General features: G+C 66.3%; 5 protein-coding genes. All 5 read left to right on the top strand.

Features of this window, described 5'->3' with window-relative positions:
• The first annotated feature begins 120 nt into the window (after positions 1-120).
• The 5 genes from ACO055_RS19105 to ACO055_RS19085 all read left to right on the top strand — a co-directional run bounded on the left by ACO055_RS19105 (position 121) and on the right by ACO055_RS19085 (position 15,991).
• A complete protein-coding gene (locus ACO055_RS19105) occupies positions 121-3,216 on the top strand; it encodes a CHAT domain-containing protein (protein WP_422060426.1) in 3,096 nt (1,031 codons plus the stop codon).
• Between the two features lie 4 nt (positions 3,217-3,220).
• Positions 3,221-5,296, top strand: a complete 2,076-nt coding sequence (locus tag ACO055_RS19100; RefSeq protein ID WP_422060425.1) for a CHASE2 domain-containing protein — start codon at positions 3,221-3,223, stop codon at positions 5,294-5,296.
• Positions 5,283-6,047, top strand: coding sequence for a hypothetical protein (locus ACO055_RS19095; protein ID WP_422060424.1), 765 nt, complete (start codon positions 5,283-5,285; stop codon positions 6,045-6,047). The genes ACO055_RS19100 and ACO055_RS19095 overlap by 14 nt, the downstream gene beginning before the upstream one ends.
• Positions 6,048-6,280: 233 nt before the next feature.
• On the top strand, positions 6,281-8,053 hold the full coding sequence (locus ACO055_RS19090; RefSeq protein WP_422060423.1) for a ShlB/FhaC/HecB family hemolysin secretion/activation protein: 1,773 nt from the start codon (positions 6,281-6,283) through the stop codon (positions 8,051-8,053).
• Positions 8,054-8,083: 30 nt separating this feature from the next.
• Complete coding sequence (locus tag ACO055_RS19085) at positions 8,084-15,991, top strand: hypothetical protein (protein WP_422060422.1); 7,908 nt, start codon at positions 8,084-8,086, stop codon at positions 15,989-15,991.
• Positions 15,992-16,024 lie beyond the last annotated feature (33 nt).

The raw sequence follows: 16,024 nt of genomic DNA, 5'->3' as shown, positions 1-16,024 counted from the left end.
AGATGATGGGTTTAGGGTCCGCGGCGACGGGAATGGGTCGTACCGCAGCATAGTAAGACTGCGCCTTACCGCGATAACAGCGGACAGGGCGCCTTGAGGCTTGGCTTTGGGGGATTGGTGATGACCGCTCGACGTCCGCATTTTCTGCCGCTTCTGGCGGCGCTGGCTCTCGCCGCGCCCGGAACCGCGCAGGCACAGGTCGGCGATCCGACGCTGCGCGACAGCTTTTCGATCGGCGACCAGGGCGGTTCGCTCTGCGAAGTGCAGGCAACGGTTCGCGATTCCGTCATCAAGGGAATGTTCGATCGGGGCTGGCTGATCGTCTGCCGCGACGCCAGCCAGCCGGTCGGTTATGTCCGCATGCTCCGTGCCACGCCCGATGAAGCCCGCGCGCGCATCGATCAGGCCCGCACCGGAACGATCCTGTGCGCCTCCGACGGCGCCTGCACGGTCAAGGACAGCAATGTCGGCTGGACCACGCGCATCGAAACGGGCGGGAACACCACCTATGCGGTCGAAGGCTTCACGGCTTATGGCGACGCGCTGAACCTGGCGCTCGAATCGATCCGTCAGCGCAAGGTCGTGGCCGGCCAGATCCGGGTGGCGACGACTTCGGTCGGCGGCAACGACGGCTTCGCGCGCACGCTTGCGGGTACGATCGACGTCGATAAGGCGCTCGCCGAGGGCTATCGCCGCAACCATAGCGGCGACTATGCCGAGGCCGCCGAATTTTTCGAAGCGCTGTCGCGCCGCGCGCTCGATGATCAGTCAGCCGCCGACCTCGATCCGACCGAATTCACGTTGAACCGCGCGCTCCAGCGCTCGAACCTCGGCGAATTTGCCGAAGCCGAGCGGCTGTTCGGCGAAGTCGAGGCCATCCCGACCAGCGACCCGGTCCAGCTCCGCCTTCGCCGCAATTTCCGCGCGATCCACGCGCTGAACCAGCGCGATTATGACGGCGCTGCCGCGCTGCTTCAGACGCCCATTCCGCCGCTGACCAATGCGGTGACGGTCGAGGCCGGTGCGGTTACGCTGACGCCCGAGATCGTTGCCGGGGTCAACAGCGGCAACAGCGGGCGCGCCGTCCGCCAGACCGGCGACCGCGAACGGCTGACGCCGTTTGAACGCGCGCAGATCATCGACGCGCAGGCGGTGCATCTGCTCGGCACGGTCGAGCGGCTGCGCGGCAATCCGCAGGCAGCGAAAGCCGCGCAGATCAAGGGTCTTGCCGATTCCGTCGCGGTTCGCGAAGGCCGCGTGACCTCGATCGTGCGGCTGCGCTCGCAGATGCTCGGCGAGCTGGCGCTGGCCGAGGAAGCGCTGGGCGACAATGGTGCCGCCGACACCCGCTTCCAGGAATCGATCGGCGCGCTGGCGATCGAATATCCCGAAACGAGCGCTCTCGCCTCGGCGCGCGCGCGCTACGCCGCCTTTCTCACGCGCCATGGTCAGGATGACAAGGCGCTCACCATCTATCGCGACGTCGTGACCGCGCTCACCGGTTCGCAGCGATCGATGACCGGCATGGCGAACATGATGGCGCCTTATTATCGCCTGCTCGCGGCCCGCGCGGCAACCGATCCCGCCGCCGTGAGAGATTTCTTCGTCGCCAGCCAGTTGCAGGTCCGCCCCGGCGTCGCCGACACGCAGGCGATGCTCGCCCGCGAATTGTCGGCGGGCGACGGCGACGGCGCGCGACTGTTCCGGCAGGCGACGACACTCAACCGCGATATCGAACGGGCGCGGATCGAGGACGCGCGGCTCGCGCTGCTGCCGACCGCACCCGAGGTCAACGCGATGCGCGCCGACCTCAAGACCCAGCTCGACAATCTGTCGTTTCAGCAGGCCGAAACGGTCGCGAAGCTGTCCGCCTATCCGCAGTACCGTGTCGTCGCGCCGGGCAAGCTCGACCTGGCCGAGCTGCAACAGGTTCTGCGTCCCGACGAGGCCTATCTGAAGATGCTCGTGGTCGGGGATTCGGTTTATGGGATGCTGATCGGCAACAAGGATGCGCAGCTCTGGAGCGCCGGTGTCAGCGCACAAGGTCTCGCAAATGCGGTCGACAGCATCCGTTCGACGATCTCGATCGTCGAGAATGGGAAGCGCGTCACCTATCCCTTCGATGCTGTCACCGCACGCAAGCTCTATACACAGCTGTTCGCACCCGTCGCCGACCGGCTGCCCGGCGTCCCGCATCTGATCTTCGAGCCCGACGGCGCCATGCTGCGACTGCCGATCAACCTGCTGATCACCTCCGATACCGGGCTCGTGGCCTATGAGCAGCGGGTGGGCGACCCCAACGCCGACGCGTTCGACATGCGCAACATCGCCTGGCTTGGCCGGTCGACGCGCCCGAGCACCGCGGTGTCAGCGCTGTCCTTTCGTAACGCGCGCCAGACGCCGCCGTCGAACGGAACGCGCGAATATTTCGGGCTGGGCGAGAACCTGCCGGTACGGGGCGGCGTGCTGCCCTCGACAGGAACGCGCGGCGCCGTTGCCGGCGGCACCGACGGCAGCTGTCAATGGGACGTCAGCCAGTGGAGCCGTCCGATCTCGGCCGAAGAGCTCGTCACCGCGAGCGGCTCGATGGATCGCAATGCCACGACGCTGCTGACGGGCGGCGCGTTCACCGACACGGCGGTGAAGACGCGTAGCGACCTGTCCGACTATCGTATCATCCATTTCGCCACGCACGGCCTTGTCACCGCCCCGCGCCCGTCGTGCCCCGCGCGGCCGGCGCTGGTCACCTCGTTCGGCGACCAGGATTCGGACGGTCTGCTGACCTTTCAGGAAATCTTCGACCTCAAGATCAACGCCGATCTGGTCATCCTGTCGGCGTGCGACACCGCGGGCGCGGCATCGGTCGCGGCCACGCGCGAGGCCGGCGTGTCGAGCGGCGGCGGCAATGCGCTCGACGGGCTGGTCCGCAGCTTCATCGGTGCAGGCGGCCGGTCGGTGATCGCAAGCCATTGGCCCGCGCCCGACGATTTCGACGCGACCAAGCGGCTGATCGGCGGACTGTTCGCCGCCCAGCAGGGTGAAAGCATCGCCGATGCGCTCTGGGCCACGCAGACCAAGCTGATGGACGAAAAGCAGACCTCGCATCCTTATTATTGGGCGGGATTCGCCATCATCGGCGACGGCGGCCAGGCGCTGCTTCATGCGGCGACTGCGACGGCACAGGTCGGGGAGGCTGCAGGCCGCGCGGCCCGCTGATCCGATGGCGACGACCCTGATCGATACGACGCCGCAAGACGGGCGCCCCGCAGCGGTGCCGCTCGGCAAGCGCGTTCGCCGGCTGGTCATGCAGCTTGGGCCATCGCGCATGGCGATGACGATCCTGTTCCTGATCGTCGCATCGCTGTTCGCGCGCTTCAGCTGGCAGATGCCGCTTGTCGGCGATGCCGAGCGTGCGCTCTATGATGCGCGCGCGACGTTGATGGCGCCGCACGTGGGGCAGGACAAGCGGATCGTCATGGTCACCTATAATGACGAGACGCTGTTCAATACCGGCATCCGTTCGCCGCTCGACCGTACCCTGCTCGCCAACGCGCTCGCCAATCTCGACCAGATGGGGCCGAAAGCGATCGGCATCGATATCGTCTTTGACTCGCCGCGTCCCGACGACGACCTGCTGAAAGCACAGCTTCGCGCCATGAAGACGCCGACCTGGCTTGCCTATGCCGAGCAGGCGAGCAACCCGAACACCATCTTTTACGAACAGCAGAAATATCTCGAATCCTATCTGGCCAGCGTCACGACCGCGATGACGAAGCCGACGAGCGTCCTGTTCCGCACCGACGGCGACGGGGTGATCCGCAACTGGCCCGACCGGCCCAGGAACCTGCCGCCGCTGATGGCCAACGCGCTGGCTCCGGTCGATCCCGATCACGCCAATTATCAGGGTAATATCCGGTTCCTCCTCCCGTCCAAGGCCACCGCGGGGCAAGAAGAGCCGGTGTTCGCGAACATCCCGATCGACACATTCGCGATGCCGATGGATCCGGAAATGCGCGCCGGTTTTTCGGAGCTGATCCGCGGGCGCTATGTGCTGATCGGCGGCGATGTCATCGATAACGACCAGTTCAACACGCCGCTCAGCCGCTTCACCGACCCGATCACCGGACAGCATGAAACGATGATCGGGCTGGAGGTGCACGCGCATATGCTGGCGCAGCAACTCGACAAGGATTGGTCGAACCCGCTGCCCGGCCCGGCGCTGTGGGCACTCGCGGTGCTCGTCGTGATCGCAGGGGGGCTTACCGCGCTGGTCGATATGCGCGCACGCTGGGTCGCCCTTGCCTTCCTGGCGCAGATGGCCTTTTTCGTTGCCTTTCCTTTCTGGCTGCAAGGGCACGGCGCCGACACGACCACCCTGCCCGCCTTCGGCTGGGCGATCGGATGGCTGCTCGGCTATGCCGCGGTCGGCACTGCGGCGCGCACGATCGGGTCGCGCCAGCGTGCTTTCGCCCAATCGGCCCTCGGCAAATATCTGCCCGCCGACGTCGCCGCGCAGATCATGCGCGATCCCGATCAATTGTCGCTGCATGGCGAACGGCGCAATATCTTCTGCATTTTTACCGATCTTGAAGGCTTCACCAAGCTGAGCCATGCGACCACGCCGGAAACCGTCGCGCGGTTGCTGAACGAATATCTCGACCGGCTGTCCGATGTCGTGCTCGACCATGGCGGCACGATCGACAAATTCGTCGGCGATGCGATCGTCGCTTTCTGGGGGGCGCCGCTGAGCCGTCCCGACGACGGCACGCGCGCGGCCGCGGCGGCCATTGCGATGTACCAGGTCGGCGAGGCATTCCGCAACGACGTCAAGAGCGAGGACGTCCCCCCCGTCGGCATGACGCGGGTCGGGCTGCACGTCGGCGACGCGATCGTCGGCAATTTCGGCGGCGAGGGCCGGATCCAATATACGGCGCTGGGCGACAGCATGAACACCGCCTCGCGCCTCGAGGCGGCGAACAAGAGCCTGAAGACCGGCGTGCTGATCTCGACCGAGGCGGCGGCACGGTCGGGACGCGACGATCTGGTCCCGATGGGCCGGGTAACATTGCGCGGACGCGCCCAGCCGGTCGACGTGCTGACACCGCGTGCCGACCTGACCCCCGAACAACGCACGCGCATTGCCAATCTTGTCGCCGCGCACGGTGCGGGAAATAAAAAAGCCTATGTGACCTGTGCCACAGCAGTACGCCAAGAATTTAGTCAGGATGCATCCATCATGTTCCTGATAGAACGCCTGAACGAGACCGAAAGTGGAGAAAGCTATGTCCTTTCCTGATATGTCGATGCGCCGCCTCGGCCTGACAGCCGCTGCGGCAATCATGGCGGTGGCCTTTGCCGGCACCGCCGCCGCCCAGTCGATGGTCGTCCGCTCGACGGGGCCTTCAGCAGGCAAATACCCGACCGGCACCAAGCTCAAGTCGACCGACAAGCTGGCGCTCGTCGCCGGCGACAAGGTCGTGCTCATGCAGGCGGGCAAGACCCGCACGCTCTCGGGACCCGGCACGTTCGGCGCGACGGGGCAGATTCAGGCGAACCAGACGATGGGCGCAACGGTCACGCGGATGCTGTCGACCGGCCCGACAATGCGCTCGCGAGGCGGATTTTCGCGCGGCGCGGAAAGCGATGCGCCGGTGAACGTCCGTGCGCCGAATGTCTGGCTGCTCGACTATCGGGAGAATGGCACTTTCTGCGTCGTCGATCCCACGACATTGATGCTGTGGCGTCCCAACATGGAAGGCGACACGGCGCTAGAGATTGAAAGCGCCGGCAAGAAGGCGACCGTTGCGATCGTCGACGGCGCCAATTTCCGCAAATGGCCGACCGATACGCTGCCGGTACAATATGGCGTCGACTATCGCCTGTCGGGCGCTGGCCTCGCCAAGCCGGTCACGGTGCGCTTCACGGCAATGGGTACGGTTCCCGACACCGTCGAAGGCTCGGTCGACATATTGATGGCCAAGGGTTGCTCGCCGCAGCTCAACCGCCTTGTCGACGCGATGTCGGAAAGCGAGGCGGCGGGTGGTTAATGGAAACGGGTTTGCATTGAACCCGTTCTGGCCATCTGATAACAATTGGACAAAAGCAGCCGCAACAAAGCGGTAAGTCCTTTCCTTGGGTCGAAAATTCGCCCTGCCGGACCAGCGGCAGAGCATGAAGAATTGGTGCGCTCCGCCGATGCGGACGCATGCGTACACAAGGGGTGATAATGACCGACAAGGGGCAATTCGACGCTATCGGAAACGCGCAGCCAGCGCGTCGCATGATCTGCAGGGCACTTGTGTGTTCGGCGGGATTGGCGGCGATATCCCTGTCGAGCATGGCGCAGGCCCAGATCGCCGCGTCGATCCCGACGCGCGAGGAAATCCAGCGCCCGGGCCTGCCCCCCGCAAGCCCGCCGGGCGAACAGGTCGTCACGACGGACGACAGCATCGAACGCGCGCCCTGCCCGCTCTCCAATCCCCAATTCGCCAATGTCCGCGTCACCGTGCGCGACGTCCAGTTTTCGCAGGTCGAGGGCATCGACACCGCAATGCTCGATGCAAGCTGGCACGACCGGGTCGGGCAGGATCTGCCGATCTCGGTCGTTTGCGATATTCGTGACCGCGCGGCGACGATGCTGCGCGCGAAAGGCTATCTTGCCGCGGTTCGCGTGCCGCCGCAGACGATCGGCAATGACGGCATCGTCCGGCTAGACATCCTGTCGGCGCGGATGACGCGCATCGAAGTGCGCGGCGATGCCGGCGCCAACGAGGGGTTGCTGCAACGCTATCTTTCGCGGCTCGACGACCAGCCGGTGTTCAATATCGTCGATGCCGAACGCTATCTGTTGCTGGCACGCGACATCCCCGGCCTCGACGCCCGCCTGACCCTGCGCCCCGGCGCGGAGCCGGGCGAGGTTGTCGGTGAAGTGACGGTCGAGCGCACACCGATACTCTTCGACGCCAATGTCCAGAATTTCGGGTCGAAGGATGTCGGCCGCTGGGGCGGGGTTGCGCGCGTGCGCTTTGCCGGGCTCACCGGCATGGGCGACCTGACGACCGCCAGCTTCTATTCCACCCCCGATTTCGACGAGCAGAATGTGCTGCAGCTCGCGCATGAATTCCGCGTCGGCGGCGAAGGGCTGCGCCTCGGCGCAAGCTATACCTATGCATGGACGCGCCCGGGCATTGCGAATTTCCCGGTCAAATCGACCACGCAGATCGTCAGCGTCTTTGCCGCCTATCCGCTGGTCCTGACCCAGGCGCGGCGCCTGACCCTTGGCGGCGGGCTCGACCTGATCGATCAGGACATCAAGCTTGGCGCCCTGCCATTGAACCGCGATCGTATCCGCGTGTTCAACCTGCGCGCCGACGCGAGCTGGGTCGACCCTGCGTCGGTTGCCGGAAAGAGCGGCTACAGCCCGTCCGAACCCCATTGGAGCATCGCCGCCTCGCTCGAAGCGCGGCAGGGCGTGAACTTCCTTGGCGCGAGCGACAATTGCGGTCCCGGCGGCGCGGCCTGCTTCCTGCCCGGCGCGATCCCGCTGACACGCGTCGAGGCGAAACCCGACGCTTTTCTGGTCCGCGCCAACGCGCAGGCCGAATGGCGCCCGCACAAGATGTTCACGCTGGCGGTCTCGCCGCGCGCGCAATGGGCGAGCGATCCGCTGGTCGCCTATGAGGAGTTTTCGGGCGGCAACTTTACCGTCGGACGCGGCTTCGATCCGGGTACGGTGATCGGCGACAGCGGCGTCGCGGTCGCCGTCGAGGCACGGTATGGCTCTTTCGTTCCCGCCAACACCAAAAGCTTTGCGATCCAGCCTTTCGCCTTCTTTGACGCGGCCTGGGTGTGGAATGAGGACACGGCCTTTGCCGGGCTCGATCCGCAGAAACTCTATTCGGCAGGGGGCGGCTTGCGCGTCGCCTATGGCGCGCTTGCGCGGCTCGACATGACGCTCGCCGTGCCGCTCAATCGCGGCGGTTTCCTGGCCCAGAAGCCTGACCCGCGCTTCCTGGTTTCATTTACGACCCAATTCGGCGTGAAGGCGCGCTGAGCCATGACGTCTGCATCGAGGACCAATACCATGCGTGCCACTGTCACTCCGCCGACCGTTCGCAAAGGCAAGCGCCGCCTGCTCGACAGCTGCGCGATCGCAGCGGGACTGGCGGCGATCGCTTATGGCGGCCCGGCGCTGGCGCAGGTCGCCGCAAACCCGGTGCCGGTGAGCGTCGGGGCGGGTTCGAGCGTCTCGACCAATGCGGGAACCAAAACGACCACGGTCAACGTCACGGGCGCGCAATCAATCTATAACTGGGTGCCGACCGATACCGCGCCGACGGGCGGCGATATCAACGTCCTGCCGTCCGACAGCACCTGGAATTTCAGCGGCAATGGCAATTATGTCGTCCTCAACCGCTTCACGAATGGCTCGGGAGGATCGCTGAGCCGCCAGATCGCGCTCAACGGTACGGTCAACAGCACCAACGTCGCGGCATCGGGCGCGCAGGGCGGCAGCATTTGGTTCTACAACGCCGGCGGCATCCTGATCGGCAGCACCGGCGTCATCAACGTCGGCAGCCTGGTGCTGACGACGAACGACATCGTCACGACGGGCGGTCTGTTCGACACGACCACGGGCGCGATCCGGTTTCGCGGCGCAGCGGGCAGCACCTCGACCATCACGGTGAACGGCGCCATCAATGCGAGCCAGGCGTTTACGCCGGGCAGCAGCTATGTCGCACTCGTTGCGCCGCGCGTCGTGCAGGCCGGCACCGTCACCGTCGATGGCTCGGCCGGCTATGTCGCCGCCGAACAGGCCGACATCCGCATCAACGGCGGGCTGTTCGACATCAACGTCCTTGTCGGTGCCGAAGGTGGCAACGTCATCACGCACAGCGGCGTCACGACCGGTCCCGAGCAACAGGCCGCAGGACCGGCGCAGCGCATCTATATGGTCGCGATCCCAAAGAATGTCGCAGTCGGCATGCTGGTATCGGGGCAGGTCGGCTATCAGGATGGCGCGACCGCGGCGATTACCAATTCGGACGGCTCGGTCGTGCTGTCGGCGGGCTACAACATCGCGAACGGCGTGATCGCCGCCGCGCCGGTCAATGCCACGGCTGCGAACATCACGGTCAACGACACGATCTTTCGCAGCAATGTCGTGGCGCATGCCAGCGGCGCCTTCGTAGGTCAGCCGCTCGCAGCAGTGGCCGCTGCGCCGCCGCAAGCGGGGCGTCTGTCGATACAGGGTGACGGCACCTTCATCGGCGATGCGAGCGCAACGCTCAACATCACGGGCAACCGCATCGCCAACGCGACCGGCACCCTGACCGTTCAGTCGAACGGCCGTGGCGGCGTGCCGGGCAATGCCAGCATCAACGTCGACGGCGCCACGCTGGTCGCCACCGGCGGCCTGTCGGTCGTCGCCGACGGCGTTGCCGATGCGACCACGGGCAACAGTCGCGGCGGCACGGCCGTGCTGACGGTCAATGCCGGCGGCACCGTCGCCACCAACGCGCTGCGCGTTTCCGCCACGGGCACCGGCGACCTCGCCGCCTCGGGGGCCGGTGGAACCGGATCCGGGGGCACCGCGCGGATCACCGTCGGTGGTGCGAGCAGCTCGCTGAGCGCCATCGCAGTCAATGTCGACGCAAGCGGCTTCGGCGGGGGCGTAAAGACCGTTTCCGGCGTCACCACGACCGCCAACGTCGGCGGCGAAGGTCAGGGAGGCAGCGCTCTCGTGACCGTTCAGGCCGGCGGCAGCCTCAACGCGCAGAACAATGTGGCACTCAATGCCAATGGTGTCGGCGGATATGGCAGTGTCCAGTCGGGCGACGGGACGGGCGGAACGGCGCGCCTCACGATCGCCAACGGGACGACAGGCTTCAGTTCGACGCTGACGACGCTGAGCGCCCTGGGGATTGGCGGCGGATCCTTCTCACAGTCGCCGATCGGCACCTTCTTCTCGCCCAATGGCGGCGACGGAACGGGCGGGACGGCCGAAGTGCTGATCAACGCCGACAACAGCGCGACGCTCAACCTGGGCACCCTCGGGCTCAACGTCAGCGGCTTCGGCGGCGGCGCCAGCGGCAGCGAGAATATCCGGGGCGGCAGCGCCACCGGCGGAACTGCGACCCTAACGGTCGACGGCGGCGTGAGCGTGGGATTGGCCGACCTGGCGGTCGATGCTGGCGGCGAAAGCGGCGGTGCGTCGAGCCCGAGCAGCCTGACCGGCCTGTCGGGCAACGCCCAAGGCGGAACCATCACCATCGGCGCGACCGGCGCTTCGACCCTGCAAACAACCGGCAGCCTGTACGCGGACGCGAGCGGAACCGTGCTGAACGCTGACAATGTCGGCAGTGGAGCCGGTGGCGACGTGACCATCTCTGCGACCAACGGCGCGACGATCAGAATCGCCGACACCTTGACCGCGATCGCCTCCGGCGGCAGCTTCACCAACGGGCTGCCAGGCAGCGCCGGTAACGGGACCGGCGGCAACATCGACCTTGTGGCCGATAACAGCGGCACGATTACCACCCTGAACTATAATCTCGACGCACGCGCCACTGTCGCGAACGTCAGCGGCAGCAACGGAACGGCACAGGGCGGGCGGATCGCGATGACGTCGCTCAACGGCGGGCTGATCGCGTCGACCAGCGACGGCATCGATTTCGTCAGCGTCGACGCCCAGAGCGGCTACAGTCAGACCGGCGGCTCGGCGACTGGCGGCGATATCCTCATCGTCGCGAACGAAGGCAGTATTGCGCTCGCCAACCCGATCTTCGCCGCGAGCGGTGTATCGGGAGGCGCCCTCGCCGCGGGCGCGACAATCCCGACCGGCACCGGCGGCACTATCCTGGTCCGCACCGGCTTCGATGCGAGCAGCCAGATCAGCTTCGGCAGCGTCAGCGCGAGCGCCGATGGCCGCACGCAGGCCTTTATCGAAGGCGCGGGCGACGATTTCCAACCCGCCGGCAACGGACAGGGCGGCACGATCAATTTCGAAGCGAATGGCGGCAATTTCACTGCCTCCGGCCCGATGAGTCTCGGCGCCGACGGCTTTGGCGGCATCGGCCCGAACACCGTGGGCCGGGGCGGTACGGCCAGCTTCACGCAGATCGGCGGCGTTGTGCAAACGGGCGATGTGACGCTGAGCGCCGACGGCATCGGCGGCGTCGCGCCCAGTCAATCCGGCGACGGTTTTGGCGGCAACGCCACGATGACGCTCACGGGCGGAACCTTCACCGGAGGGGGCATCAGCGTTTCGGCTAGCGGCTATGGCGGCTTTGCGTTCAGTGGCGATGATTTCGATGTCGCCAACCCGCGGCCAGGCGGCAATGGCGGCAATGGCTATGGCGGGACGGCGCGAATCGAAATCGCGGGCAATGCCGTCGTCGACACGGCCGTCCTCGGCGCATATGCCAGCGGAAATGGCGCGGCGGGCGGCGATTTCTATTCCAACAACGGCGTCCCGGGTACGGGCGGCAACGCGGGCATCGGTCAGGGTGGCAATGCCACGGTCAGCCTGACATCGGGTGAACTCGACAGCGACGCGGTCATCGCCGATGCCGGAGGCTTCGGCGGCAATGGCGGCAGCATCCTGACCTCGACCAGCTCGGGCTTTTCGACCGGGGCTGGTGTCGGCGGCACCGGCGGCGACGGATTCGGCGGCACGGCCGCAATCGAGCTCAACGGAACGGTGCTCAACATCAGCGAGAGCCTCAGCAGCCGCGCGATCGGCAGCGGCGGCAACGGCGGCGGCGTCCCGACATCGAGCAGCTCGGGCTCCCCGACCGGCGCGAGCGTCGGCGGCAACGGCGGCAACGCGTCGGGCGGCCTGGCGCAAGCAATCGTCAATAATTTCGACGCGGGCACCCTCGCTCTCGTGCTCGACACGTCGGCGTTCGGCGGCACTGGCGGCGACGGCAGCGACGGCGATGGCGGCCGCGGCGGCGACGCCCGCGGCGGAACCTCGCGGATCGAGGCGATCGGCGGGGATGGCTCGGTCCTCGTCTCGCAGGCCAATTTCGAAACCAGCGCTTTCGGGGGCAACGGCGGTTCGGCGTTCACCGATTTCTTCTCGCGCCCCGATGTCGGCGGCCGCGGCGGCGACGGCGGATCGGGCACTGGCGGCGAAATCCAGATCGTCGCCACCGACGGCGCGACGGTTGGCCTCGGCAACGGCAGCACCGGCGGCGGCGAGTTCAGCAGCACCGGAACCGGCGGTGACGCCGGGCGCGGCGCCGACAATCCGGGCACGATCACGCTGCCCGGCCTCGACGGCATTCCCGGCACGCCCGACGACGTCATCCAGGGTCTGCGCGGCGGCGACGGCGGCATCGGCGGCGGCGGTATTGGCGGGACAGTGTATCTGTTCGCCAATGGCGGGACGATCACGTCAAACGGCTCACCGGTGGACATTTCGGTCAATGGCCGGTCGGGTATTGGTGGCAACGGCGGCACCGGATCGGGCGGCGGCGGCAATTGCTGTTCGAGTTTCACCGACATCGGCGGGCTCGTGAAGTTCGAGGCGTTGGTCTCGCCGACGGGAACCGGCCAGATCCTGCTCGGCGACACCGTGATCCAGGCGAGCGGCGGCGCCGCGGGGCGCATTCAGATGCGCGCCGAAGGCAATATCGCGATGGCCAGCCTTGCGGCCGATGCGTTCGGTTTCTCCTTCCCGACGACGACCGGTATCGACGCCTCGTCGCAGGGCATTTTCTTCGAAACGCCCGGCGGAACGATCAGCACCGCGGACGACATGGCGCTGCGGACCGACAGCTCTGTCGGCGTCTATGCGCAGGCCGGCGGCCGCGTGACTGCCGGCGGCGATCTGACGATCGAGGCGGGCGACGGGGTCGACCTGCGGCACAGCCTGCGCGGCAATGCCACAAACGCGACGCTCTTTGCGGAAGGCGATGTGTCGATTACTGCGTTCAACAGCTTGCGGGCAGCATCGGGCACCTTGCTCGACGCTGGCGGCACGCTGCTGCTCACCACGAATGGCCCGAGCGGCAGCATATCGGTCGACCGCATCGACGGCGACAATATCCTCGTCACGACCGCGGGGCTTGCCAGCATCGAGCATGCCGAAGCGCAGGATAGCTTCACCGCCAATGTCGGCAGCTTTCGTACCGGGCTCAATTCGATCATCACCGGCGGCAATATCAGCATCACCGCCCCCGGGTCGGTCGATCTCGGAAACTCGACCGCCGGCGGCTCGGTGTCGGTGTCTGGCCTGTCGATCGCATTCAACATTATCGACGCCGGCTCGTCGGTCGACCTGACGGCGACCGGCACCGACGCCGGCGCCGAAGGCATCCGTGGCGTGTCACTTACCGGCGGCAGCAGCGTCTTCCTGAACGCCAACAGCATCACGATCGGCTCGGTCGCCTCCAGCGATTTGCTCTCGGCCTTTGCGTCGGGCGGAAACGTCGCGATCGAGCAAGCGAATGCGGTTCGTGGCATCGGCGTGTTCGCGCAGGGCGACATCACCGGCAGCTACGCCGGCGGAGAGGATATTTTCCTGCGCGCCGGTGGCGACATCACCGCCTCTGCCAGTGCCATAGGCGGCGGCGAGGGCGGCGGCAGCAGCAGCAGCGGCTCCCCGACGGCAGCCAGCGTGTTTGCCGACGCCGGCGGCAATGTCTTGATGTCGAACAGCCAGGCTTCGGGAATGTTCGGCGTCAATGCGGGCGGTTCGGTCGAGATCAACGACGCGACGGTCGGCGAAGACATGCTCGTCCTGACGCAAGGGACGGCAAATCTGTCCGGCATCACCGTCGGCGACGACCTCGACGTCAGGGCCGCGGGCGCGATCACCGCGGCGGGACTCAGCGCCACGGGGCTTGGATCCGACGGCCTCCAGCTCACCTATTCGACCAACGGCTTCACGATTAGCCAAGGCGAAGGCGCGTCGTCCGTCGACGGTGCCGACATCAATCTCCAGTCGTTCGGTGCTTCGATCAATGCGAGCGGCCTGTCCGCTGGCGATGACATAGCCTTGACCGCGGCGACGACGATCGCGCTGAACGGCGCGACGACGCTGGGCCTCGGCATCACGGGCGGCGACAGCAGCATCAGCACGACGGGCGGCGATACCACCGTCTCCGGGCTGGATTCGTTCAGCGACGTCCTGATCGACTCTACCGGCGCAGTGAATGTTTCGGGCACCGTCAAGGCAGGCCGCAACGTCATAATCGGCGCCGACAGCGTCACGCTGGTCGATATCATCCAGCCGAACAACCAGGTCGTCAATACGGTCGCCGCCGGCGGCAGTGTCACCGTCACGTCGGCGGGCGACATCACCGGCGGCGCGCTCGCAGCTGGCGGCAACCTGACGCTCACCGCCGATGGCGCGATCGACATCTTGCAGGCGATCAGCGGCGAAGATGCAGAGATGGCATTGACCGGCACGACCGGCATCAAGGCCGATATGGTGCGCAGCCGCGGCCCCACGACGCTGACCAGCGATGACGGCAACATCCAGATCAACGGCCTCAGCTCGCGCGACCCCGTCAGCGTCAGCGCAAACAGTGTCGACATCGCAACCAACGGCCCGGTCGAATTCGGAAGCCTCGTCACCGATGTCGGCGGCGCCACGATCAGGGCGACCAACCGGCTGATCATCAACTCTGCCACTATCGCGGGCACGGCGCGCTTCAGCGACACGGGCGAACATATCATCATTCGCAACCTCACGGCGGCGGCGGCAGAGATCGACGCCAATGAAATGCTGTCGATGACCAACGTCAATGTGACGGGCAACCTCGATGCCGATGCCGGAACGACCATCGTCATCAATGGCGTCGTCACCGGAAGCAATATTTCGCTGGCCTCGGCCGATATCGACATCGATACCGAGCTGGGCCGCGTCGGAACCGCTGGGGTAACCCAAGCTTTGTCGGTCCAGAACAACGACAACCAGAACCAGACCTTCGTCGGCGGGACGGGAGCGCGCGACGGCTTCCACATCGATGCCGCCGAGCTGACCCGTCTGTTCGGCACCGCGATCGAGATTTTCGCCCCCGAAGTGCGAGTTTTCTCGCCGGCCTCGCTCGGCGGCACATCGCCGCCCGATATCGTCGTCGATACCTTCACGATGACCGGCGGCACACAGGGATCGAACCTCGGTACCAATGGCGCGCTGACGATCACGACCCCCGGCAAGATGCGCGTGCTGGGCAATGTCCAGCTGACCGGCCTGTCGGACGCCAATGCGCTGAATCTGGTCGCCGACGATGCGCTCGAGGTCATCCTGGGTCGGGGCACGGTGCGCCTGCTCGGCGCGAACAATGCGCCCGGCGGCGTGCTCAATATGGAATCGGACGACATCATCGTTGCGACGCCTGCCGCGATCACCGACGTTGCCAATGCGGGCTCGATGGACGTGATCAACAGCCGGCTCAGCCAGAATGATGGGGTCGTTCTGGATGAAGGCTCGCTCTTCGCTCGCCGAATCGCGTTCGACGTCGTCGGCGGCGTCTATGTCCAGAACAGCGGCGCAGGCACCGATTTCGGCCAGCGGCGCGGGCTGACCTTTGGTGCCGGTGGCCTCGACGTCGTGACCGAAGGGCAGTCGCGGATCGTGCTCAACGGCGTCCAGCTCGGCCCCAATGGCCAGATCACCGGGATCGACACCATTGCCCTGCTGACCGTCGGAGGCAGTCCGCCACCCTCGGGCGGGTCCACGGGCTCGCTCGGCTTCAACGCGCAATCGACGCTCAATGGCTGTTTCATCGCCAACACCGCGGCCTGCACGACCACCTCGATAGAGATCGCACCGATGTTCCCGGTTCAAGACGTGATCGAGAAGCAGGATGAGGACGGCGATGGTGACGGCGAAGCGGGCGATGGCACCACGCTGCCGACCGCGCTGATCACGATGCGCGACCTCGATCCGCTGTCGGGCGAGCCGCTGCTTGACGATCCGGTGACCGGCGCGGGCAATGACGATCTGTGGACGCCGACGAGCGACCAGCAACCCTGAGCCTTTCGGTTGACGGCGCGGGCAAACGCGGGG

Origin of the sequence: Sphingopyxis sp., from assembly GCF_965227415.1 — a bacterium.
Lineage (GTDB): Bacteria > Pseudomonadota > Alphaproteobacteria > Sphingomonadales > Sphingomonadaceae > Sphingopyxis.
This window is presented reverse-complemented; position numbering and strand designations above follow the sequence as displayed.